The sequence below is a fragment of the Streptococcus infantis genome (assembly GCF_047463655.1).
GTDB classification, from domain to species: Bacteria; Bacillota; Bacilli; order Lactobacillales; family Streptococcaceae; genus Streptococcus; species Streptococcus infantis_Z.
The window spans coordinates 241,711-265,155 of the sequence record NZ_JASHDM010000001.1 but is presented as its reverse complement, the minus strand read 5'-3'; the positions used below and the strand labels follow the sequence as shown (position 1 = coordinate 265,155).

Sequence of the window (23,445 nt, the reverse complement as noted above, 5' to 3'; positions counted from 1 at the left end):
CTCAGCCCTTTGTGTTAATCTAGGACCAAGGCTCGTTGGTCTCTTTCTTGTGGAATACCTTCCATTACAGTTGCCACATAGTGTTGTAAGAAATGACTTTTCTGGTCTAGTAAATCATTTTGCAAGGCAAGGTGAACCAGATCTCCAAAATAATCTTGACTGGAAATGGCCAAGTCCTGTTGAATCATGGCCTGTAAGGTTTCAAGGCTAAGTGATGAATAATCGTCACTATCCAAAACCTCATACTGTTCCAAGGTTTCTGAAAGACGATTTGAGGACATTAGATCCATAATAAAACTAGAGCCTTCACCTGTTCGGTACAGCTTTTCCAGAATATCAGTCATATCAGCTTTTACTTCATCCTGATAACCATCCACTTTAACTCGTAGCTCATCACTTATCAAGGACAGGTCATCTTCATCCATATAATCTTGATAAACTTGATTGAGGATTGTTCTATCAGAAATACTTAATTCCAAAGAGAGAAAGGTCTTGATAAACTCTTGGTAATCGACCCTCTCCATTTCGGATAAAGCCTTTTTCATGGTGTCAAAGTTCCAAGCCATCACACAACTCCTTTTGTGGGACTAGTGGTGAATGTCCAGATTGTAGCTCTTCTAAATCAGCTTGACCATCACTATCTGTGTCAATAGCATATGGATAGGTTCCTAAAGCCAGTTCCTGAGCATCTGTCAAACCATCATGGTCTGAATCCTTTTCATAAATGGTTTTCGGATTCATCTACTTCTCCTCCTTTTTCTTTAGTCCATAAGCTGTACCGAGTAAAATCCCAGCCCCAATCAAGCCCAAAAGGGATTCCTGTTCCCCTGTATTTGGCAAAATGCTTGCTGGAACAGGTGGTTCAATAGTCTCAATTGGGGGTTGAGGTGGTGTGGGTTGATTTGGACTTGGTTCTTCAGGTTTAGGTGTATGTGTTAGAACTGTATTTGAGCTGATGACATAGCCATTCACTGTATGGAGATAGGTATTCTCCACCTGACCAGTCGCAATCCGTTTCATCTGAAGGTAAACATCTGCCTGAAAGGCTGAATCATCAGAGATAGTCTCTAAGAAGGATTTATCAAATGAAATTGACACGAGGTCATTTTCTGTATCTACCTGTTGCAAGGTATATTTCGTGACTTCTGTCCCCTCTTTTAAGACAGAACCGTCTTTGAGGGTAACATCCGTCATCAGATAGCTGCAATAAACACCATTGTACTCATCATGCTTTTCATCATAGTTATCTTCAAAACCATATTCAAATAAATCTGTCGCACGATTGCTTGGAATCATCGCTCCAACTAAGCGGTAGTTAAAGATTTGATGCAAGGCCACTTCTTTCCCATCAAGGCTCTCATCTTTATGAGATAAGTCAATCACCACATCTTTTTTTGGATCTAATTTGTGAACATTATTGACCACTGTGTCCGTGACATAAGCCAAGCCAAAATCAATCTGATAGGCTGTATTTTCATACTGACCACCAGTTTTAGTCAGCTCATTCTTAACCGTCATCGGAAAGGTCACAACCAAGGTTTGACCCGCCTTCACATAGGTATCATAAAAGGTTTTGGGATCATCACTACTAAGGACTTGAATGGCTCCTTTAGGTATAAACTGACGTTTAGCCATGGCATCTTGGACGACTTTCGGAGCTTCTGACAAACTAGCGTATGTGCTGACAGAAATACCAGATACACGATTGCCATCCTTATCCAAAACTTGAATGCCATCAGGATTTAGGGTAAGAGCTTCTTCTGGGTAATCGTCTACCATGTAAAATCCCTTGGCAAGAACATCTTCCGTCACTACCATGTCCTTGTATTGACTGTAGTCCAAGACAATTTTGTAATAATTAACTGTATTCGGAAGGACAGTCTTTCCATCAATTAAAATGCCTTCTTGATTGGTATTAGACTTATGTGGAGTTACTTTAGGGACAAAATTGGTCACCGTATTGGTTTCATATGCTTGTCCAAAGTCCACCTGATAGGCCACGTTTTCATAAGACTTCCCTGAATTAAGCATGGTTTCCAAAACCGTCATCGGAGTGATAATGGTAATGTTCACACCCTTGGCCACATAAGATTCATAAAAGACGTGTGGGTCTTCAGGCATGAAAACTTGGAAAGCTCCTTTAGGCTGAATATTTCGTTTAGAAAGAGCTTCTTGTAGCGTTTTGGGAGCTTCTGATAATTGAGAATAAGACTTCACAGTGATTCCTGAAACTGTTTTGCCATCGGATGTGACAAACTGAATGGCTGTTTCATCTGGCAATAAAGCTTCTTCTGGATAATCATCCACAAAGTAAAATCCTTGTGCAATCTGAGAGTTGTCTGCTTTAATCCCTCGGTATTGGTCCAAATCCCATGAGAGAGTATAGAAATTTTGAGTTCCCACTAGCATGGGCTTCCCATTGATATCCACTTTGTCTTTATTGAGGTTTTGTTTCTTGGGTTCTGGAGAAACAAGGGTGTTGGTCACTTCCTTGGTTTCATAGCCATTTCCGAAATCCACTTGGTAAGCCTTGTTTGTATAGGTCTTAGTTCGACCATAGAGACTATCTTTCACCGTCATTTTGGTCAAAAGAGCCAAGGATGTACCTGTTTTGACATACTGGTCATAAAAGGCTTGGTTGTCATCTGGCATAAAGACTTGAAAGGCACCTGTCGGTGTAATCTTGGCACGAGCTAATTTATCTTGAAGGTCTTTAGGGGCTTCATTTAACGAATCATAGGTTTTAACCGTTATACCTGATACCTTCTGACCATCAAGGGTTGTAATAGCCGTGCCATTTTCCACCACGTCAAGCACTTCCTCTGGGTAATCGTCCACAAAGAAGAAGCCTCGTGCAATTGTCTCTTTAGCAGAACGATCTCCCTTATACTGGTCCAAATCCCAAGTCAATCGGTAGTGGTTGGTTGTACCAAGAGCTACGACCGTATCGTTAATGAGAACACCATCCGCATTTTCATTGTTCTTGTCAGGTGTAATAAGTGTGGTTGTGTCTCCATCACCTGGTGTACGAACCGTCACAATATTTGAAGTGACTGTATAAGCATTGGCTGTGCCCTTGTTCAAAAGGAGTTTGTAGCTATTAGAATAGGTTGCCCCATCATTTTGAACAGTTCCATAAAGTTTGGGAGCGGTTAATTGATAAACCTTGGTTAAATCTCTATTCACCTCCTGCAACAAGTTTTCCTTTGCGATCAAGGTCACAAAATTCTTAGTCTCATCAAAGCTAAGGACATAGTTTCCATTCTCTTTTTGTGTTGTTTCCTTATCAAACAGGTAACCAGCAGGCAAGTAGTCCTCAAAAATGAGACTAGTCGTTTGAGCACGATTGGATGAAAAGGCATCAACTGTTAAGGGGTAAATCACCGTTGAATCTTTAGCAACTGTTTTCTCATGAAGATTAGCTTGGTCACTATTGACCACTTCTTTCATAATCTCTGGAGTTGTCGTCAAACGGTAAGCATGATAATGGACAGTCGGTACTTGTGGTGGTGTTGGAAGTTCTTTTGGAATAGGTTTAACAGGTAAAGTTACCTTGTCCAAAGTTAGACTAGGCTGCACCACTTCTTCCAAAGGCTTTGGCGTGAAGGTTACAGGCTTTTCTGGTGTAAAGGTTTTTGGTATATAGACATCTGGTGTTACCGTAATAGGTTCTGGAACGGGTTCAAGTTCCACCGTTACATGAGGTTTGGGACTATAAGGTGTTACTGTACGTGCAACTGGTAGGGTATTTAAGGCAAACCAGTAAGACAATCCAACATTCTGTGGCATATCGCCTTGGCCAAAGGTGACTGTATAGGTATTGCCTGATGTGACCATTGAGATAATAGCTCCTTTGTAAGCATAACGACTAGAGGTCGTATCCCATTCTTCAGGTAAATTCAAATCACTTGCACGGTTGGAACCCAAAGAACGTGCCAGACCTTCATTAGTCACTTGAACGGTTGAGCCATTAATCGGCACAAATTTCCCAGATGAATCTTTAACATATTCTAGACCAATGTCATTATGATTGAGGGAAGAATGCGTGAAGACACCTGGTTTTTCTTTGGAGAAGGTAACTTGTGAACCGTCTTCCAAAAAATACTTAGCAACTACGCGAAACTCCATCTTGTCCGTTCGCCAGTCACCGTTTCCGTCATTTCGATAGACAATAAAGCCTTCGGTAGGGTCATTTGGTACAACCAATTTCACGGCATCAGTTCCAGCTGGTGATACAAGGTTGGTAATATCGTAAGTCACACGACTAATCTTTTTCCCATTAAATCGTGCATGTTGAAGATTTTGATAGTTAAAACTAAGGGTCTCATCTGTTTTGAAGCTATCATAGACAAAGAATCCTGTTGAATCCAAAATTCTTGAGTAGCCACCCAGCATGGCATCGCCAGTTGAAATGATCTGATCAGGATTTCGGGTAATAGCCCCATGTTGTGCTTGGGGTTCACCATTATTGAGATTGAGGGCTTGAGCAAGGGCTTCAGAAATATAACCTTCTTCACCTTTTGAAATCTCGGCCAAGTCACGTTGATAGCGTTCCATTTCTTTGGCATTGTAGGCATCAATCGCTTCATTCTCTTTTCTGGCTGCGACTTCTTTTTCTTGATTACGTTTGGTAATAGCTTCAATCTCAGCTGCTCGATTTGAAACTAATTGTTGTTTCTCCTGATTAGCCTGATCCACCGCAGCTTGACCTGCACGATTTTCAGCATCTACAGCTGTTTGACCTGCCTGATTACACCTTTCAATGGCTTCGTTATCTGCTTTTGCCTTAGCAAGTCCAGCTTCATTTTCTTTTTGAATGACCTGATTTTTCGCAACAATATCATCTGCCTTGGTTTTCTTTGTTAGATAGTCCGCTAAAGCTTGTTCGTTAGTTGATTGAATGGTTTCAACAGCCTTGCCATAGTTTGTATAGTCAAGTACAGATGTCCCGTTTCCTGATGAAACTACTTGTTCTTTTACTGTCACATCAGCATCTGCATACTGAGATTTTAGGTCATTAACTTTGGTATCAACCCAAGCATTTGTCTCTTTACCAGTTTGGTTGACCCCTTGGTAAGCCTGTATCAGCTCCTTATTTTCCTGTTCGATGCGAGCTTTTTCATCCACATAAGCTGCTTTGTCAGCTTTGTAGGTTTTAGTGACTTCATTAATAGTCTCAACTTGGTTTTGGGCATCTGCTTCTGCTTTTGAAATTTGTTGGTTGGTTTCTGTAGCGGAGTTTGTATTTCCCAAATCCATTGGACTATCTTCAACCGTAGAAACACCTTCAGCCTTGGCCTGTTCTACTGCTTGTGTTACCGTATCATGTGGTACGGTGACAGCAATCGCACCGTTAGATTGACCAGTTGACGCTATACTTCCAGTTTGTTCAGAAACAGGGGTTGGCTGTGCTTCTAGTAAATTCGTGGCTGGATTTTCCGTTCGTTGAATAGTGGTGTCAACTGATGTTGTAACTTCATCAGCATGTGCAACCGTACCACCCCAAGCAACAACAGCGGTCACCATTGTTCCAAGGGCAACCGAACATAGAGTCCGGTATCTTTTACTCTTACGAAAGACGTGTTTCTCGCCTTTTTCCTGATTGACAAGAAAGTGATGATTACATATTTTGGTCATAAATAGTCCTTCTTTTCTTTTATTCTCTAGCAACAAACTGTCACTCTTTCCTCATCATAAAAAAATAGGCTTGATTTTGTTATCACAATCAGTGAGGGTAAAAGTAAAAAGCCACCCATAAAAGTGGGTGACTAAAATAATTGATGTCTAAAGTTTATGGATTTCTTTTTCTAAATTAGCGATAGTTGTTAACACCTCTTCAAATGATGGCACAGAACCATAAAACATTTCTTTCATCTGGTTGTAATCTGATTCAATTTCATTCAATCTGTAATCATCTGGAAGTAATCTGATTCTTTCAATAGTTGCGTCTTCATATTTTGCCCATTTTCGAGGATAAAATTTTTCCTTAAATGAAACAACTTTCTCCAATAACTCTTGATTCATAAAGGCTCTATTCTTATAAATCGAATGAGCAAGACAGTAAATATCGTAATAATGCCGTGCATAGCGTATAGGGATTTTACTATCTGCTGGCCTATTTGCCTCATGATGTAAAATAGTAGCTTTTTCCCAAAAGGTTCTTTCTGGTAATACAGTCCTAACTGAAATACTATCTCCCACAAATAACATCGGGTAAATCTTGAATAAATCAGGAGTAATCTCTACCATTTCAGAGGGTGTCCAGGCAGCTAGAGCACCAATTTCTAAGCGAATGACTTGCTTCACATACTCTGATTGGAAACTTGTCGGATATTCAAAAAGCACTGTTTGTGGGTCATTTACATCTATACTAATTTGAAAATCATCTTCAATCAGTTTCGCAAAATCTAACCTCATCTGTGGAATTAACGCATTCACAAGAAAGTTTTCTGCTTTTAAATTTGATTCCTTATTGAACTTATCCTGTTGCGTATTTGAACGGGATTGCCACGGTTCGTCTTTACCATATCCAATCACCTGCCAATCCAAGATTAAATCAATATCTTCTGAGAATCGCTTAATTAAATCATAGCACTTAGAAAGACTTGTACCCCCTTTAAATGTAAAAGCATCCTTCCATTCACTCTTTGTAAAGAGATAGTTGAGTACGAAACAAACCCAATAGTCTTTCTCAACGATCACTTCATTGATACCAATTCTCTCCGCAGCATTTCTAATAATGGCTTGAAGGTCTTCTTTGGATATTTTTTTAAATTCTAGCATCTTTAGGATTCTCCTATTTTTTTCAAGATTTTATAAATCCATGCACTGGTAGTCTTGCCTTCCTCAAGAAGTTTCTCTTTATCACTTTTAGTTAACCTATTTTTAAGATAAAGAATCTGTTCTTCTGAAATATTATCTTTTCCAATAGCTTTGATGGCTTGAATAACTAGTGCAGTTAATTGTGACATATTTGAAATGGTACTATTTGTTGTTCGCTTGAACACTAGTTTCGTATTTCCAATTAAAAAATTTACATACCGTCCATCAGAAATATAAGTCCATTGAGCTGGAACTTGTGTTGACAACCCTAATAAATTTAGAGCTGTGTTCCCTGAAGGTGCAATTGTCCAATTATATTTTCTAGCAATGGCAATAGCCACTTCATTTATTGAAGGAGACTCAAATTCCCCAATCAACTCAATAAACCTTGGTTTGTAATACACACCGTTTACAATACGCTGAATCGTTCCATCGTTAACAAATCGATTCAAGTTTTTTCTAATAGTCTCATAATCAGCGAGCTCTAAAAAATCATTTGAAATAAAGACTGCGCCGTCTGGTAAATTATCAATCTTACTATTAATTTTAGCCTTTATGTTACTCAATTCCTCACCACCTTGTCCCAAATATTATACAACATTTGGGACAAAATAACAACTATCTTTCTGGAGATTATTTCGTCGTATAAGCAAAACTCAAGCTACTATCCACTCCAGATAATTTTCGGAAGGTGTAGTTGGGATTGCCATTGTAGTTGGTTTCTGAGATAAGAAATGAACCATCTGGGTAGACTTTCTCCACAAAAGCCACATGTCCGTATTCTGCTGGTGTACCATGTCCTCCTCCCGCAAAGGAAAGAATAGCTCCTGCTTGCGGACTTGCCCCTGTCTCCCCACCAAGACTTGCGGCTGTACGCACCCAATCTTGGCCATTGCCCATGGTACTGATAATTGGAATCTTCTCACCATTTTTTCCTTTGAGTTTTAGACCCAGTTGGTTGATACGGGCTGCGACTCCCCAAGTACATTGGCCGTAGGCATACCCCATACCGTCACCACCTCCTGGAATAGAGTTTTCAAAAAGGTCTCCTCGTACAGCTTCTAAAGATTTTGGATCACTTTGAGCTGTTCCACCGTTGGGTTGACTAAAGCCTTTTTCAATTTGGTAATACCACTCACTTGCCCGTGTCTGACGTTCAAGTAGCTTATCACCACTATTTCCTTCCCAGTAAATAAGAAAGAGTTGGGCAAGACTAGCTGGACTACCTGAATTTTTGAAGAAGTCCTTTAACCAGTTGGTGTAATAAGGACTATCCCCATGTAACATGAAATCCAGTTGTAACCCCAAATCATACCAGTTTTGATGTTTTCCTTTGGCATATTCGAGCAATAAGGTGTGTCTGCGTGACCCATCTGCGGTATCCGTCCATTGTCCTAAGCCTAAACCACGTTTGAGAATATTTGGGTAACGTCCATTGTATATAGTTGGACCATTGAGTGAGAGCCAGCCCTCATCATCCCACGAACTGTCTGTCGCACCAACAGGTGGAGATAAATAGTCGCCTTCAGCACGTTTTGGATTAATAGAAGATTCTACCGACCAATTTCCTAAAATGGCTGCGATAGCTTGATTGGTCGCTCCTTTACTTTTGAGATAGTCATAAATCGCCTTGGCTCTCTCGAACTCATCGCCGCCAAACTGACCGATAGTTGGAAGAATGGTGGTCTGAATCTGGATTACTTTTGGAAAGTAGAAAGCTGGATTGACATAGACCAACTTATCCGTGTCACCATCAACTTTTTGATAGGTGACCTTAAGACCCGTTCCGTCCTTGGTTTGACCAATAATATCTCCTGCCAAGACTTGTTGATGTTCACTCACTCGTCCTGAATGAATGCCGAACAAGGTTAGTTTAGTCTTATTCACTCCCTTACCAGATGTCAAAACAACGTTCTCTCCATCAAGAGATACCTTGCCATCCATCGGAGCCACAATGACTTGACCTTCTTTTGCTTCTAAGATGATATGGTGATGAAGCGTTGGTTTTTCATCAATGACCTCATAACCATATCGGTAGGTCATGTTTAAGCTATCCTCATCGGTCTGTCCCTGAAAGGGATTGTCCAATTCTTGAAGAGCTAAATAGTTGCCTTCTTCGGTCAATTCCTTTAGCTCTTCTTGGTCCTCCTCAGACAGCTTGTAAGCAGGTTCTTTATACAAGTCAGACATGGATTTAATAGAGTCATCACCATTTAAATCCGTCCAGACTTGACTGAGAAATTCTTTGTAGGTCGTACCACCCGTTTCCATGAAATCGTCAAGCTTATAGTCTTGGTATTGATGATTCATGTAAACCATGACCACATCAATCTTGGTGTAGTAGGTAATCCCTTTTTCGTTGGTTCTTGTATGCTCCGCATCTTCCCACGTCATGTGGGTATAGGCCTTGGTCAACTCCATCTCATCTTGTTGAATGACACTGCTACCTGAGATACTCATGAAAAAGCTCATCATCAAAAGGAGTATCAAGAGAATGCCTGAGACAATCCAAGTCAAAGGATTTCCCGCAATTGCAGAAAAGAAGGTCAGACTTCCCTTAATGGCTTGGACAAACCCCTTAACTCCTGCTAGACTGTGCTTTCTGGTATGCTTTAAAAAGGTTTGGTAGCGTCTTCTTGGTTTAAGAGGTTTCTGACGTGTGAATCCTTTTCCCTTTTTGAAGTTTTGGAATCGTTCCTTTCCATGAACCACTTTCGTCTTTGGAAAACGCACACCAATCTGTCCACCTTTCACCATCACTTTACCTGCTTGATAGGTAAACCTGCCATAGCGTCTGGCTTTCAAGCTAGTATCCTTTAAGGTTCTTAGACCATCTAAATCATCATCCTGTGCTACCAGGTCAAGCAATTCAGAGACAGCTAAGCCAAATCCAGCTTTGACCTTGGTGGAGTTTTTCTTAGACTTTTGGACTTTCTTGAGTTGTTTGATCTCACGTTTGGCAGAACTCACTTCTTTTTCAACACTTAGTCGATCAAATGATTTTTCTTGGTGAAACTGAAAGCGAGACTTAAAGGAAGGATTTTCTTTTTGGAAAGTAAACTTAGGATTAACTGACTTTTGCTTTTCACCTAGTTTCACTTCTGACAAATGTTTTCTTGCCGTCCACAAACGTTCTTGAGCTTGCGGAAGTCGATAGTTCTTGATTTCCTTTCCCCTTAACAGTCTAGGAGATACATAGGTAATTTCCTTTAGGAACTTCTCTTCTGCTTCCTTTTGGCTACTGAGTAGATTTTCTTTTAACTCTGTTTTCTTTTCCTGAAAAAGAGAATTTTGGGCTGGTTTTCGAAATCTTCCTTTTTTAGGAAAAGTCTGTTTTAAGGCTCTAACTTCTTTCCGATAATGCATACGGGCTGATTTTAAGTTGCTTCGAAAGTTTTTTCTGACCTGTTTGACTACCTTTTTATCCTCTTTCATCTTATGTCCTCATTTTTTCAGGGTCCGTACTCATGATGTCAAAGAGCTTGGTGTGTTGTGAAATCTTATTCTTGAATGGGACAACGGTGGAACCGGCCTTGATAAGTCCAGCCCCTTTTTCAGGATTGACCAAATATTTCTCCAGTTCCTTGGAAAGTCCAAGCATGTGCACCAATTCTTCGCGATCGCTCTTAGCTTGTTTTAAAAGAATCATGAACTCGCTATTGGCAATAATGCGTCTACCATTTGCATCCAAAAGTAGTGTTTCTACATTCTGAGTAATGCCTGTCGGTATCGCCCCATACTTACGGACACGACTCCAGAGTTTAAAGAAGAAATCAGAGGCATACTTGTCCAATAAGAGTAGCTGCATTTCATCAAAGTAAATCCAGGTCTTTTTTCCTAGTTTTTGGTTTTTCACCACCCGATTCCAAATTTGGTCAAAGATAACCATGAGGGCGATTTGTTTTAATTCATCGCCTAACTTTTTGACATTGTAAATCAGGAAATGACTGTCAGTTTTGATATTGGTCCGATGTGAGAAAATATCCAGCGACCCTTCCACATAGAGTTCCATATCCAGTGCCAAGTCCTTAGCTTCCTGTTCAGGTTGTTGAGATAAGACAAAGACCCATTCGACCAAGGACGGCGTCTCAAAATGCTTATAGGTGAGTCGTGTCACACGGTCAATCAAGGACTTCTCACGACCATCCATTTTGCGGTCCAAGAGCTTTCCAATCCAAGATAAGAGAAATTCGGACTTGACCTTGACTGGATCCTCATCCATATTCTCATCTGATAGATCTAAGACATTTAAGAAGGTAGTAGAATCTGGGGCTATATCAATACTCTCTCCACCAAAGGCTTGACCGATAATACTGTACTCATTTTCTGGGTCAACAATAATAATTTCTGTATCGCTATCTACTTCCTTGAGCTTAGTAGAGATGATTTCATGTTTTGTCGCCATCCCTTTGCCCGCTCCAGAAGTCCCTAAAATCAAACCTGACGGAGTATTTAACTTGCCACGGTCAATACTAATAATATTACTTGAAATCTGATTAATGCCATAAAATTTCCCACCCTTGTCCTGAATATCTACGGAAGTCCAAGGTGCATTCACGGCAATGTTTGAAGTCAATAGAGACCGAGAAACACTTTCAAGATAGTTCTTCCCAAATGGCAAGAGACTATTAAAGGCAGCTTCTTGCATATAGGTCAAATTATCGATAATCATATCATTAGACCCCGCCAATTGCTTGATAATATCAAGAGATTGTTTAAGTTGGTCTTCAGTATCCGCCAGTACACCAATTAGAAATACGGTGTCAAACAGTTTATCTCCTGTTTGCGTCATGGTTTGAAGAAGAGCTTCTGCTTCATCGATATTGTTTTCAAGAACATGGCCGACCTTCTCCAAATAGATTCCAGTCCTAGCCATCTTTTGTTGTTCCCCAATTTTTTGTGATTCCATCAAGGTCTTCTTGGTCCGCAGCTTGGTCATGGTTTCAGACTTAGTAGAGCTTTTGGCATGAAGGCTAATCATCACTTCCAAACCTGACTGCATGAGGTCACGAATAAATTTATCCCCTAGCTCCATACCATAGTCACGAACATAAACAATCTGTAATAATCTATCGTCCAATTCAATATGATTTTTGTGTTTAAAAGAAAGGTAGGTTGGGGCAATAAAGTGTTTGGTGGATTGACCTGACAGGGTCAAATCCTTGTAAGAGAACGGTAAATGATTTTCACCTCGCAACATATCCGCAAGGACATTCACTCGCTCCTCTCCACCAAGCAGACCAAGAGATACATCAATCTCTGAAAAGCCACTCTTGAAATATTCCCCAATCTGTGACAGAGAACGAAAGGCTAGTTTTGGTGTTTGGTCGCTCTTGCCAAATGAAAGAAACTTGACAGCTGAAAAGTTGTTCTCACCAGCCTCTAAGTTGGCATCCATCATGCTATTCAATTCATCACGATAGCCATCAAATCCATCTTCCTGTAAAGGATAACGGACACTCTTACGGAATTTTTCCAGATTGACCTTTTGATTGAAAATGGTCAGTTGGAAATTGGTCTTATCATCCAGAGAATTGATTAAATCAGAATATTTCTCCACAATAGCTCCCTTATCGTCTAAGCTAACTGTTTGATAATTGACATCTCCTAAGAGATAGGTTTGTGAAAAATAGCTTGGACTGACTTGCATAAGTCCACTTTGAAAAAGTCCTTGATAGGCTAACGTATTTACGGTAGAAGGTCTGAACTCATGCTTCTGTGTTTTCGTCTTTTGCTTTTTGTCATTAGAAGAGGTCTTTGGTTTCATTGAGTGTTTTAATTTTTTCACGTTGGTCTCCTTTTCTTCCAGAAAATGTGCGGTCTGGCACTGTTAGTTCATAATGAAAACGGTACTTGAGATAGGTTTCAAATGGTAAATCATTTGGGCGATAGACCCCAAATAACATGAGTGGAATGGTAAAGCTAAAAACAAAACCATAGACAAACCAATCCCCAAATTGCCAGTAAAATAGGTTCAAGCCCAATACCAAAATGGTTATGGCGACGGCTGGAAATACAAAAATAACCTGTCTAGTTGTAAATCCCAGCCATGCCCTGTGTTGAACCTTTGAGATGTCCTTAAAGACACGTGTGTTCATAAATAATTGCTCCTTCTTTGATAAAAGGACTAAGATGAAAATCTCAGTCCAGTTTGAATTGCTTCATGACTTTGACGCAGTAGACGTCTGAACTCTCTACGCTAGTTCCTAGCTATGACAGTTCTAGTCGTCCTTGCGGAGGTAGGACGACGTAATCGACTGCAAAGCAGTACCGATTCCTGTCCTACTCTCACATGCCCAAAATACTTCGGGCGGTTCGTTGACTGCCAACTAAGGCAATGATTAACAAGATGGCCTGTACCAAGCCACCAAACATAATGGCGAGTGATTCCATAACTCCAGCTCCATTTGATACGGCAATCTTTCCAGCCGACTCAAACAAGGGAACAAGAGATACAATTAGAAAAATCAAAATACCTTGAACGGCATAGACCATGATGTTCTTAAGGTAGCCAATCCCAACACTTCTCCAGTCATCACTAAGGAAGGTCGGAATGGTAACAGGGGCAAAAGGTATCATCAGATAGAGTTGGATAAAGCGAATGGTAATCAAGATATTGACAACCATGATACTTGCCATTCGTACCAACCAAATGAGAATCGCAAAAAATCCAATAATCATTTTTCCTACAATCCCAGATCCCTTAATGCCTGAGATGGTATCGTAATTAGCACCACCATTCGTGACAAGCCCTGCCACTTGTTCAATAACATAAGAGGCAATGGCAATAATGGCTTCCACAATAACCGTCGTATTGGTAATCACGACCGCGACCATAATGTAGCTGACAATCATAGGTGCCATAGCTTCAAAGGTCATCGCACCACCTGAGTTTGCGATTTTCTTGGCCATTTTTGAAAATTCGAGTACGAGAACAACCGCAAGAATAGCTACTCCCAAGGGCTGCATAATCCCCTTGGTAATGGCTGTCATGTAAGACCACACCGTCGGATTAAAGTCCGCTAGTGACTTAACTAAGTTGGCGGTTGATTCTAAATCGACTTGGAAGCCTTCAAAAAGGCTATCGCTAGATACTTTTTCAGATGCTAGAAATACAAAAGGTGACGTAAAATTCATCATCATGTCATGTTCTGACCTCCTCTAAATGGTAATCTGTGTCACAAACGCACCTGCGGCTCCCACCATGACGCCACCAACAATTTCTAGAATGGCATTTCGGACACCTGGCCCACCATCTTTAATGTTGGTTGAAAGGTTGATAATGCCCATGACAACAAGAAAGGCTCCTACTGCAATTAAGCCTTTTTGTAATAGAGACATGGCTTGAGAGAACATGGAGCTGGCGTCCACTCCGTAAACAAAGCCTGTTAGTTTTTGATTCATATAATTCCTCATTTCTATTAATGTAGTGACGTTTCTGTGCTTAAATCCCTTATTGTATGGCCTGACAAATCTACTTCTTCCTCAGCGGTTAGGGGATCAATGTGATAATGCCACCATCGTTCATCGGTTTCCTTATCCGCAAGCCATTTCCAATTCTTATGTTTGAGTGGAAAATATTTCTTTGATCTAAATACAGGCACTCCTGCAATGCGTACTAGACACTCATCTCGTTTCATATTCCCGACTTCATCAGCCGTCATCAAGTCACGAGCAATTTTCTGGTAAGAGGTAGAACTTGAGCCAGTCTGCCCAAAAGAACGACTGGTACTTCTGACATCAATGGTTTGTTTACCTAATAGACCACTCATGAATTTGAAAGTTTCCTCGTCATTTCCACCCAAATAGAGGAGGCTATCACAGTTCCCCAGAATAGTTTTCCAAGCTTCTTTTTCCTTATAAAGTCCTTGAAGTTGGGCAATATTTTGCAAGATTGGTACTAGACTCATATTCCTAGAGCGAACTGTTGAGGTTTGTTCGGCAAAGTCTGGGATTTCCCCAATATTCGCAAATTCATCCAGATAGCTTCTAACATGAATAGGCAGTTGCCCTTTAAAGTCCACATCAGCCTGTCTGGTTAAAGTGGAGAAAACCGTAGAGAAAAATAAAGCAGATAGGAAACGAAAGGTCGTATCATTATCTGGAATAACAAGATAGACCATGGTCTTTTGAGTGCCCCACGTTTTCAAATCCATAGTGTCTCTTTGCGTCAAATCAATCACTGATTGGATATTAAAAAGGGCAAATTTAGCTGTTGTGACTGCAATCACCGAATCCAACGTCTTATCCTTATAGTTTTGGAAATCCGCCCAATTTCGCATGGTAAAGTTTTCGTGACCGAATTTTTTAGCGTAATCTTCAAACAAGACTTCAAGTACACTTTTGTCCTGATTGTCTCCCTTTGATAAGAGTTTGATGAGCTTCCCAATCTCAGAAAAGGCTGGATAACGGCCACGCTTACGTCTTGCTTCCTGCTCATACTTGGAACTTCCTGGAGGATTGTAAAAATCCACCAAATAAGAGGCAATAGCTCTCACCAATGTCATGGAAGCCTCGTCCCAAAATGGATCACTGCGAGAACCATTTCCCTTGGTATTATTAAAATAGACCGTTAACATGCGGTTCAAATCATTCTCTGTTTCTACATAACGAAAGGGGTTAAAACCATCTGAATTGGTCATATTAACCAGATCTAAAACCTTTACCTGATAACCGTTTTCCAAAAAGAGTTTACCTGTCTTCTCAGCCAAATGGTCTTTAGGATCTACGACAATATTGGAACAGTTAAGTTGGATAAGGTTGGGTTTCACAAAGCGAAAGGTCTTACCTGCACCAGAACCCCCAATGACAATCAAGTTTTTATTACGGTCAAACTGTGGCTTCTTCTTTTCCAACAAGGTCAGACGAACATCACGAGCCAAAATCGTGTCATTGAAATGATTCTTACTGTAAAAGTTACGCTTTTCCTTACTAGTTCCAAATCGTGCAGAACCGTATTCTTCCCCTTCTCGATAGACCTTCTGTCCTGTTGAAACATAAAGATAGACTAACATCATCGTTAGAACCCCTAGGATAAAGGCAAGAAGAGATTTTTGAGTAAAAGTAAAAAGCCATAAAGGATTGAAAACCTGATTTAACCCCTCTCCTAAGAAGTAGGCAAAACGTTCCATAGGTGGTGGGGCATTAGTTAAACTATCATAAAGCAGGGTTAGACGATGGCAGAAATAGCCAAAGGCAAGGCCTAAGAGTCCAAAGACAAATGCTTTTTGCCTAGAATACATTACAAGGTCACCTCCTTGGTTTTGACTTCCGAAGGTTCTGTCATTCTTATTTTCTCTTTGGCCAATTCTATCTCTTGATCTAAGGTTTTATCAAAGGTTAGACCTTCTAACTTTTCTGGGTTAGATATCAATTTCTTCACCAGTTCGTCCAAGTGATGATCGAGCAAGGCCTTGTCCTTGGCATAAAAGTAAAGATAGTCTTTTTGCCAACTAATTGCGATTGGCAGTTTTTCTGACTCCATCAACTCCTTTAATTTCTCCACATCAATTGGCTTATCTAAAATGTCTTTACTAACATCAATCGCTTCAATTGCGTAAGGGCTTTGAAGGAGTTCTTCCAGTTTTTGAACCCCAATCTTATAAGCTGAGTCTTGGGCTAAGGCTTGCCTAGCCGACCATTCTAAGAGCTTTAAGAGGATTCTAACTGTCAATAAACTACTTCTTTCCACGTATTGCATTGCTTGACGCTCTTGTTGTTCAGATGACATGGTGATCTCCTCTTCTTTGGATTCCCTATCAAACATAAGGTGCTTCCATAATACGGAATCACTCTTGATTTTGGTATCACAAGAAAGTTACGACATAAACTAACCAATTCCAAAGCAAATGTAAGGCGATTGCCGTCTTGCAATCTGTTTTCAATCGAACAACAGTCAAGGTCAGCCCAAGACAGCTATACATGAGCCAACTCCCTAACTGATTGGGTCCATGGGCTAGAACAAAGAGAAAACTGGTCACTCCTATTTGTACAAAAGGGAATGCCAATTTTCCCCACAGCAACTGCCTATAAACAATCTCTTCAAGGACACTTGCATTGGCCAGAAACAATAAAAAGATAATTTGAGGAACCTGCTTTCCAACTTCTACCAATATCGCTTGATTCCTAGTCTGAACTGGAAATAGAAAACTGATGAAGGTTGCAACAGTAACCATACACGCAAAACCAAGAAGCAACCATCTTAGGTGATTTTTCAAGGTCATAATTATTTCTTGAACAGTTTTGTGATGAGTAATTTCTAGACAAACCATACCTAGAAGAAGCAATTGTAGCAAGACTATACCCTCTATTGTCAGATACTCTTTCAGGTATAAACTCACAAGAAAACCGTTAAGCTGTATGGCTAGATAAAACAATACTATCCTTATCATTGTCACCTCTTGAATAAATCTTCATAATCAATGTCTAAGACTAGAACAATACGCTCAACCCACCTTGTCTGTGGCATTAGACGATTGGATTTGTAATGCCGTAATTTTTGATAGAGGCGATTAAACTCACTTGGATAAACATATTGACCTTTGAATACTTTGCGAGCTAGTTCTGCCCAAGTGAGATCTCTTTCTGAGAGTATTATTTCTAAATTGTCCCAAAATCGCTCATTCATCTTCACACCTACCCTGTCACTTGTTTCATCAAACTGGCCTGAAACAGTTCTTCTTTTACCTGTCTGGGAAGAAAGGTTCGTACTTCGTCTAGCCCAATAGCTGGATAGACACGATTCTGACAGACAATGAGTGGCAGCCGAAGATTCTGGTCTGGCTTTTGGAGAATAAGTTGAATCATCTCATTCAAACTTATCGTATATTGACGCTTAAAGCGAAGAAATCGTGGCGACAGCAACTCAAAACAATCCGTGGTTTTGGCAAAGAGTGACAGTAAAATTTCACGGTTTACATCACATGCTTTTGTACAACGATAAGTAACACCATAGGTCGTCAAAATGGTTAGTAAGTCCTGATTTGTATTGGTATTATTTCCTAGATATACCTCAAGCATAGGCTCCTCCTTATAGGGTTAGGCTATTTTCAACTGTTGGTTCGGGAGTTGAGAAATAGCAACTCATATCAATGGGCATCCGTCCTTCACCAAAGCACTTGACCGTCACCAGAGTCGTTAAAATGCCATCCTTTCCCCTAGCAGTATAATTTTGACCAAAGGCACGAAAGGCCAGATGATTGTCTTTCGTCAATAGTGTATCTACACCATTTTTAATATCCCTAGTTTCCAAAAAATCCGAAATCCGATGAAGATTGGATTCGTAGAATAGGGGATCATTCATCTCTTTGTGGTAATCATCTTCAAAAGTCACCTCAAAGTCACAATCAAAATTAGGGAGCGACAGTATCTTTTCCAGTAACTGATTGGTTTCAACTTGGTGAATACGTTCTTCTAATTCAGTACAATCTAGGATACTTTTCTTATGTAGTAGGTTCATGTTTTTCTTCCTCTTCTATTCTTCTAAATTCTCTCGCAATGGCTTCAATAACTGTGACAGTCACGCTATTGCCTACCTGTTTGTATAGTTGGCTCTTACTGGAAACACTTTCTGCTCTTTCATAAGCCCAATCAGGAAAGCCTTGAAGTCTGAAACACTCTCTTGGTGTCAGTCGTCTTATTCTCAGGCGATAAAGTTTCCCCTCTAAGACAATGCCTGTGACTTCATACCACTTATCCTGTCGATATTCCTGAGCTGCAACTACCACTCCCATATTGTCTGAAGTCGTCAGAGTATTGGATATTCCCTTTTCCACTCGTCCCCTACGTTTGGTTGAGTCTGGATAAGCCAGATTGACAGAGTCTCCAAGAGTTGCCTTTGCGTACCCTCTTTTTTTGGCTTCCTTGATTTTCAGAAATGGTAGCTCCTCCCTCAGTAGTATCTTTGGCACCTTATCTCCCCCCTGCATGGTGGTCAAGGTCGGTGACAAACCAGAAATGTCGAATACTCTTCCAGTCTGGTCAAAGCTAGTGGGCAGATTTCCTGCGACAAGAACCCCGTGTTTGTCTTGACTGGTCAAAGTAAACATAGGGTCTTGATTGTCCTTAAAGCGACGCCCATGTTGCCGTTTTTCAAGTCTATCTGGTGTTAAGACTGGAATGGCGATTTTGGTCCCCTCTCCTTTACCTCTCATTAGTGTAGGAGAAAGTCCACTCGTCAGATAGACTTCACCATTTAAACCACGTTTAGAGGGATTAATGTTTCCTAGCCTTTCAAGATAAGCTGGGCTGTTTTCTCCTCTGAGAGGAAATAGGAATCTGAAACGGTATCTTCTAGAATGTCCGATAATAAGGACCCGTTCTCTGTTTTGCGGGACTTGGAAGTCCTTACTGTTAAGCACCTGCCATTCGACATCATACCCCAATTCATCCAGCGTGGAGAGGATTGTGGAGAACGTCCGTCCCTTGTCGTGATTGAGTAGGCCTTTGACGTTTTCCAAAAATAGAAAACGTGGTTGGATTTGTTTGGCCGCTCGAGCAATCTCAAAAAAGAGAGTCCCTCGAGTATCTTCAAATCCCAGTCGTCTTCCTGCGAGTGAAAAAGCTTGGCAAGGAAATCCCCCGCAGATGATGTCCACTTGCCCTCTAAATTGTCTAAAGTCATGGTCTGTGACCTCTTTAATGTCATGGTATTCTATTTCCCCTTCTGTGTTAAACATGGCTTTGTAGGATGTTCTTGCAAATTTATCAATTTCACAAAAGCCCAGGCATTTATGACTCTGTGATTCCATCCCTAGCCTAAAACCACCTATCCCAGCAAATAAATCTAAAAATTTCATTTTTCCTCTCTTTCCAAATAAAAAGAGCCTTACACTTGTAAAACTCTTGCCTATATATGATCATGCATTTCTGGTGCACGGATGATTTCAACAATCAAAATGATGATAGAAATCAAATAAATTCCACCTAGTATCCACCAAATCATCTTAATCACCTCCCTTTACTTCTTGTCGTCTCAATTGCTTAGTCCACTCTGACAGCACCCCATTAAACACGTATTCAGCTATCACTTCCGCTGACCGAGCAAATCGCATATGTTCCAAAGCATACTGATAACAGTCACTAAAATAAATCATGGCATAGTCACTAGCCGACTGAGATAGACCTGTCTGTCTTAACTGGTCATGAACCAAACCCCAAATATAGTCTCGATCGTACTTAGTCACATCGTCTACTTTTGGAGTAAAGTTATCTTCTTGTTTGTCATCTACTAGCTGAATCTCCTCCTCGTCCTCAATAAGGAAATCACTCCCTTCAGTTTCACTATATTTAGTCTCACTTCCTTCAGTCTCACTAGGGGCTGAATTTAAGACCGGCCCCGTCTTTTTTTGAGCCCCCCCTAGTGTTTTTTTAACACTAGCCCCGTTTGAATCTAAGACTGGGGTAGGTTCATGTTCTAATTCCCCCAAGTAAATTTTATTTGCCATACGACCTTTTTCACTAGAGGACTGTTGGACTTCATCAATTAAGCCATATTCACGTAAGGTTTTCTTGATAGAGAGTAATTTTGACTTTGAACAACCTAAAAGTGCCATCAGATTTGAATTGGAATAAATCAAATAAATAGCCCCATCCTCATCAATCCAGCCTTTACTCAAAGACAACTCCAACCGATCTTTTAAAACCGCGTAGGCCACTTTAACCTCCAGCTTCATATCCTTATACCGTTCACTCTCAAACAAAACTTTAGGGAGTTTATAATATCGCTCTGATGTCTGGTACTGATTAGCGGTAATACGTTTCATGATTGTCCCTCCATGACTAATATTCCAACATTTCCAAATTCATCAAATCGGATTAAACCTACTTGTTCCATTTCATCAATTAGCTGCGTTGCTTTCTCAATATCAACTCCCAAAATAGTCACGAGATGACACATCACCATTTGACGTGATGATTGTTCTTTCTTTTGCATGAATTCCTCCTGAAAATAAAAAAAGCGAGAACACTTATTAAAATGTTCTCGCTGAACCATCATATTTTATGACGTATCTATTTTTTGTCTACGCAGTCGACATCCAAACAGACGTTCACATCAATGTACTTTTTTTGAACCTTTTTTATGTCAAAATCACTCTTTTCAATAAAGACAAAATGTTTGAAAAAGTGCTTAAAATAAAGGATTTTTACCCTTTGCTTCGTTGTAGCAACACCACGCACTCGACGTGATGCGTCTGTGGAAATAAATCCACCGGCTGGACTTTCTTCAATTCATAGCCCAACACTTGGTAGAGTTTGATATCACGCGCCATAGTAGCCACATTACAAGAGATATAAGCGATGCGATCAGCTCCTGTTTGGGCGCTGGCTTTGATAAAGCTTTCGGTCAACCCCTTGCGTGGTGGGTCGACTAGGATAGCAGTTGGTTGGATGCCTTCCTTGAGCCAATTCTTCATGGCATTTTCAGCTGTATCGCAGACATAGTGGGCATTGGTGATATTGTTTAAGGCAGCATTCTTCTGGCTATTCTCTACTGCTTCTGAGATAACCTCTACGCCATAAACTTCCTTGACATGTTTAGCAACAGATAGTCCAATGGTCCCAATGCCTGAGTAGGCATCAATGACCACATCCTCTGCTCTTAACTCTGCAAAGTCAATAGCCGTTTGATAAAGTTTCTCTGCCATTTCGGTATTGACCTGGTAAAATGCTGGTCCAGAGATTTGGAAATCATTGCCCAACATTTGATCAGTAATGTAATCTTGACCATAAAGCGTACGCCATTCTTTCCCGAAAATGGCATTGGTATTTTGATCATTGATATTCTGCATGACAGACACAATTTCTGGAAATTGCTTGATCAGTTGTTCAATTACCTGTTCAACTCTGAAAACTTTAGGACGAGTTGTCACCAAAATAACCATGATTTGTCCTGAATGGTGACCTCGACGAACGACAAGGTTACGAATCAATCCTGACTGTTCCTTCTCATCATAAGGCTTTAAGTCATAGCGGCGAAGCAAATCTCGTAAAGTTACAATAACCTGGTCAATGACTGGATCCTGAATGTAAAAATCTTCCAATGGCATAAGGTCATGAGAATTCTTACGGAAGAAACCAGTTTCTAGAACACCATTAACACGACGAACAGGTACCTGAGCCTTGTTACGATACTTGATAGGATTTTCCATACCAAGAGTATCAGCAACCTCTACATCTGAAATTCCAGCAATCTTATAAAGACTGTCTTTTACTTGTTTAGTTTTAAACTTAAGTTGCTCTGGATAAGCTAGATGACCTAGGTCGGCGATTCCAGAACGCAAGTAAGCCAAATCTAAGTCTTGATTACGATGTGGAGATTGCGCAAGGTATTCCTCAACCTTACCAAAGCCAATTTTCTTGTTGACTTTAAGGACACGCATAAGGATTCTTTCAGTCGGAAGAGCATTCTCTACAAAAAAGACCAAGCCATCGACCTTGGCAACACCTGCTCCTTCATGGGTCAAATCGACAATATCAACTTCTACAATATCATTTTTCTTTAACATATTTTTCACTTTCTATGTGCCGAAAAAAAGACGGCAACTGTTCTGTTACCATCTATTATACCATGAATTAACCTAAGCACCAAAACTCTTGAAAAAGTTTACAATTGCTTGCCAAATAGCACTGAGGATATTGCCACCGTCTTGAATAGCTTTATTAGCATCAAAGTTAAGGTCAATATTGCTAAAACTATCTCCTGCTTGCGCAACGATACTTTGTTTCAGATCCTTTAGAGTCTTTGTGAAATCTTCGTTATTGAGAATATCACTCTTGGAAAGATTGAAGGCAAAGTTGATGATGATATTGATCTGATTCCCTGTTATAACCTGATCCAGCTTATAATTTTTCAATGTATCTTCAACAATCTTACGAACATCATCTTCAGTAAGCTCACCCTTGGACTCTTTTGCTTTAGCGATAGCAGATTTGATATCGGCAAGGGCTACATTGAGTTTATTGGCATCATAGCCTGATTTGTCCTTGTTTTCATCGTTGATGTCTGACAAGGCTTTTAGTTCTTCCTGAGCTAGGTCTTTGTTTTCTTGAGGAAGTTGAACACCATTAGCTTCTAGTGAATAGTAAATACCTGCTAGGGCACTTTCACCTGTTACAGGGATTGGTGCAGCAACGGTGATACGAGCATGTTCCACACCCAAGGTAACTGCCGCATTACGGTACATGTCTTGGGTCACTTTAGTGATATTTTCAGGGGTTTCAATCTTCACTTCAAGTGGAGATTTTTCACCTAATTTTTGAATTTTTGCAGACGAATAGAGCTGGAGACTAGAGTCATTGGCGACGTTCATAATCTTTGAGTAGACATCTGGCGTCATAGTCTTCAGTTCTTTGGTATCTGTAGAGGCGTTATAGCCGAGTTTTTTTAATGTTTGATTTTTTTGATCTTCAGTGAGAGAAGAACCCAAGACGTACTCAGGTTGAACATAAGTTTCATCAATTACTTTTTGAACATCAGTGGCTGCTTGAGCGCTTTGCAAAGTTGCAACTGCTAAAAGAACTGCAGCACTAGTCAGAAAGAATTTCTTTCGCATGAGACGTTCCTCCTTTTCCTATCTAGGATAGTCGATTAGCCTTAAAGAAAGCTTATAAAAGCACCTAGAA

General features: G+C 40.3%; 21 protein-coding genes. All 21 read right to left on the bottom strand.

Annotated elements, in window-relative coordinates; genetic code table 11:
• Window positions 1-14 precede the first annotated feature (14 nt).
• The 21 genes from QM877_RS01280 to QM877_RS01180 all read right to left on the bottom strand — a co-directional run bounded on the left by QM877_RS01280 (window position 15) and on the right by QM877_RS01180 (window position 23,375).
• The gene (locus QM877_RS01280) at window positions 15-566 is read right to left on the bottom strand and encodes a hypothetical protein (RefSeq protein ID WP_414317321.1); all 552 of its coding nucleotides are present in this window, start codon (window positions 564-566) and stop codon (window positions 15-17) included.
• A complete protein-coding gene (locus QM877_RS01275) occupies window positions 550-741 on the bottom strand; it encodes a calcium-binding protein (protein ID WP_221739099.1) in 192 nt (63 codons plus the stop codon). Before QM877_RS01275 ends, QM877_RS01280 begins: the two co-directional genes overlap by 17 nt.
• Window positions 742-5,637 (bottom strand): SspB-related isopeptide-forming adhesin, encoded by a 4,896-nt coding sequence (locus QM877_RS01270; protein ID WP_414317320.1) that lies wholly within the window; start codon window positions 5,635-5,637, stop codon window positions 742-744. It lies immediately after the preceding gene.
• Window positions 5,638-5,784: 147 nt separating this feature from the next.
• Window positions 5,785-6,783 carry a nucleotidyl transferase AbiEii/AbiGii toxin family protein gene (locus tag QM877_RS01265; RefSeq protein WP_221739100.1) on the bottom strand — a complete coding sequence of 333 codons (999 nt, stop codon included), beginning with the start codon at window positions 6,781-6,783 and terminating at the stop codon, window positions 5,785-5,787.
• Window positions 6,784-6,785: 2 nt separating this feature from the next.
• The gene (locus tag QM877_RS01260; RefSeq protein ID WP_221739101.1) at window positions 6,786-7,388 is read right to left on the bottom strand and encodes a DUF6088 family protein; all 603 of its coding nucleotides are present in this window, start codon (window positions 7,386-7,388) and stop codon (window positions 6,786-6,788) included.
• Window positions 7,389-7,455: 67 nt separating this feature from the next.
• Window positions 7,456-10,257, bottom strand: a complete 2,802-nt coding sequence (locus tag QM877_RS01255; protein WP_414317319.1) for a phage tail tip lysozyme — start codon at window positions 10,255-10,257, stop codon at window positions 7,456-7,458.
• A gap of 1 nt (window position 10,258) precedes the next feature.
• Complete coding sequence (locus tag QM877_RS01250; RefSeq protein ID WP_414317318.1) at window positions 10,259-12,610, bottom strand: VirB4-like conjugal transfer ATPase, CD1110 family; 2,352 nt, start codon at window positions 12,608-12,610, stop codon at window positions 10,259-10,261.
• On the bottom strand, window positions 12,567-12,920 hold the full coding sequence (locus tag QM877_RS01245) for a PrgI family protein (protein WP_221739104.1): 354 nt from the start codon (window positions 12,918-12,920) through the stop codon (window positions 12,567-12,569). Before QM877_RS01245 ends, QM877_RS01250 begins: the two co-directional genes overlap by 44 nt.
• A gap of 190 nt (window positions 12,921-13,110) precedes the next feature.
• A complete protein-coding gene (locus QM877_RS01240; protein ID WP_172076484.1) occupies window positions 13,111-13,965 on the bottom strand; it encodes a conjugal transfer protein TrbL in 855 nt (284 codons plus the stop codon).
• 18 nt (window positions 13,966-13,983) lie between these two features.
• Complete coding sequence (locus QM877_RS01235) at window positions 13,984-14,226, bottom strand: hypothetical protein (RefSeq protein WP_001072182.1); 243 nt, start codon at window positions 14,224-14,226, stop codon at window positions 13,984-13,986.
• Window positions 14,227-14,243: 17 nt separating this feature from the next.
• Window positions 14,244-16,064 (bottom strand): VirD4-like conjugal transfer protein, CD1115 family, encoded by a 1,821-nt coding sequence (locus QM877_RS01230; protein ID WP_414317317.1) that lies wholly within the window; start codon window positions 16,062-16,064, stop codon window positions 14,244-14,246.
• Window positions 16,064-16,552, bottom strand: a complete 489-nt coding sequence (locus tag QM877_RS01225) for a hypothetical protein (protein ID WP_414317316.1) — start codon at window positions 16,550-16,552, stop codon at window positions 16,064-16,066. Before QM877_RS01225 ends, QM877_RS01230 begins: the two co-directional genes overlap by 1 nt.
• Window positions 16,553-16,628: 76 nt before the next feature.
• A complete protein-coding gene (locus QM877_RS01220) occupies window positions 16,629-17,213 on the bottom strand; it encodes a CPBP family intramembrane glutamic endopeptidase (protein ID WP_414317315.1) in 585 nt (194 codons plus the stop codon).
• Window positions 17,214-17,215: 2 nt separating this feature from the next.
• Window positions 17,216-17,449 (bottom strand): transcriptional regulator, encoded by a 234-nt coding sequence (locus tag QM877_RS01215; protein ID WP_136647412.1) that lies wholly within the window; start codon window positions 17,447-17,449, stop codon window positions 17,216-17,218.
• Window positions 17,450-17,457: 8 nt separating this feature from the next.
• Complete coding sequence (locus tag QM877_RS01210; protein ID WP_414317314.1) at window positions 17,458-17,841, bottom strand: hypothetical protein; 384 nt, start codon at window positions 17,839-17,841, stop codon at window positions 17,458-17,460.
• Between the two features lie 10 nt (window positions 17,842-17,851).
• Window positions 17,852-18,280: a hypothetical protein gene (locus QM877_RS01205; protein WP_414317313.1), complete on the bottom strand. Its 429-nt coding sequence runs from the start codon at window positions 18,278-18,280 to the stop codon at window positions 17,852-17,854.
• Window positions 18,264-19,619 carry a DNA (cytosine-5-)-methyltransferase gene (dcm, locus tag QM877_RS01200; protein WP_414317312.1) on the bottom strand — a complete coding sequence of 452 codons (1,356 nt, stop codon included), beginning with the start codon at window positions 19,617-19,619 and terminating at the stop codon, window positions 18,264-18,266. The genes QM877_RS01205 and dcm overlap by 17 nt, the downstream gene beginning before the upstream one ends.
• A 147-nt stretch (window positions 19,620-19,766) precedes the next feature.
• Window positions 19,767-20,585 carry a replication initiator protein A gene (locus tag QM877_RS01195; RefSeq protein WP_414317311.1) on the bottom strand — a complete coding sequence of 273 codons (819 nt, stop codon included), beginning with the start codon at window positions 20,583-20,585 and terminating at the stop codon, window positions 19,767-19,769.
• A complete protein-coding gene (locus QM877_RS01190) occupies window positions 20,582-20,755 on the bottom strand; it encodes a hypothetical protein (RefSeq protein WP_221739112.1) in 174 nt (57 codons plus the stop codon). The genes QM877_RS01195 and QM877_RS01190 overlap by 4 nt, the downstream gene beginning before the upstream one ends.
• A gap of 211 nt (window positions 20,756-20,966) precedes the next feature.
• Window positions 20,967-22,328, bottom strand: coding sequence for a 23S rRNA (uracil(1939)-C(5))-methyltransferase RlmD (gene rlmD / locus QM877_RS01185; RefSeq protein ID WP_414317310.1), 1,362 nt, complete (start codon window positions 22,326-22,328; stop codon window positions 20,967-20,969).
• Window positions 22,329-22,400: 72 nt separating this feature from the next.
• The gene (locus QM877_RS01180; RefSeq protein ID WP_049509015.1) at window positions 22,401-23,375 is read right to left on the bottom strand and encodes a DUF1002 domain-containing protein; all 975 of its coding nucleotides are present in this window, start codon (window positions 23,373-23,375) and stop codon (window positions 22,401-22,403) included.
• Between the last annotated feature and the right edge of the window lie 70 nt (window positions 23,376-23,445).

Bases quoted from the DNA above. Each gene is read 5' to 3' on its own strand.
- QM877_RS01270 (WP_414317320.1), bottom strand. From the start codon at position 5,637: ATGACCAAAATATGTAATCATCACTTTCTTGTCAATCAGGAAAAAGGC.
- QM877_RS01205 (WP_414317313.1), bottom strand. From the start codon at position 18,280: ATGAACCTACTACATAAGAAAAGTATCCTAGATTGTACTGAATTAGAA.
- QM877_RS01265 (WP_221739100.1), bottom strand. From the start codon at position 6,783: ATGCTAGAATTTAAAAAAATATCCAAAGAAGACCTTCAAGCCATTATT.
- QM877_RS01195 (WP_414317311.1), bottom strand. From the start codon at position 20,585: ATGAAACGTATTACCGCTAATCAGTACCAGACATCAGAGCGATATTAT.
- QM877_RS01180 (WP_049509015.1), bottom strand. From the start codon at position 23,375: ATGCGAAAGAAATTCTTTCTGACTAGTGCTGCAGTTCTTTTAGCAGTT.
- QM877_RS01235 (WP_001072182.1), bottom strand. From the start codon at position 14,226: ATGAATCAAAAACTAACAGGCTTTGTTTACGGAGTGGACGCCAGCTCC.
- QM877_RS01225 (WP_414317316.1), bottom strand. From the start codon at position 16,552: ATGTCATCTGAACAACAAGAGCGTCAAGCAATGCAATACGTGGAAAGA.
- QM877_RS01255 (WP_414317319.1), bottom strand. From the start codon at position 10,257: ATGAAAGAGGATAAAAAGGTAGTCAAACAGGTCAGAAAAAACTTTCGA.
- QM877_RS01190 (WP_221739112.1), bottom strand. From the start codon at position 20,755: ATGCAAAAGAAAGAACAATCATCACGTCAAATGGTGATGTGTCATCTC.
- QM877_RS01220 (WP_414317315.1), bottom strand. From the start codon at position 17,213: ATGATAAGGATAGTATTGTTTTATCTAGCCATACAGCTTAACGGTTTT.
- QM877_RS01280 (WP_414317321.1), bottom strand. From the start codon at position 566: ATGGCTTGGAACTTTGACACCATGAAAAAGGCTTTATCCGAAATGGAG.
- dcm (WP_414317312.1), bottom strand. From the start codon at position 19,619: ATGAAATTTTTAGATTTATTTGCTGGGATAGGTGGTTTTAGGCTAGGG.
- QM877_RS01215 (WP_136647412.1), bottom strand. From the start codon at position 17,449: ATGAATGAGCGATTTTGGGACAATTTAGAAATAATACTCTCAGAAAGA.
- rlmD (WP_414317310.1), bottom strand. From the start codon at position 22,328: ATGTTAAAGAAAAATGATATTGTAGAAGTTGATATTGTCGATTTGACC.
- QM877_RS01230 (WP_414317317.1), bottom strand. From the start codon at position 16,064: ATGTATTCTAGGCAAAAAGCATTTGTCTTTGGACTCTTAGGCCTTGCC.
- QM877_RS01245 (WP_221739104.1), bottom strand. From the start codon at position 12,920: ATGAACACACGTGTCTTTAAGGACATCTCAAAGGTTCAACACAGGGCA.
- QM877_RS01240 (WP_172076484.1), bottom strand. From the start codon at position 13,965: ATGATGATGAATTTTACGTCACCTTTTGTATTTCTAGCATCTGAAAAA.
- QM877_RS01275 (WP_221739099.1), bottom strand. From the start codon at position 741: ATGAATCCGAAAACCATTTATGAAAAGGATTCAGACCATGATGGTTTG.
- QM877_RS01210 (WP_414317314.1), bottom strand. From the start codon at position 17,841: ATGCTTGAGGTATATCTAGGAAATAATACCAATACAAATCAGGACTTA.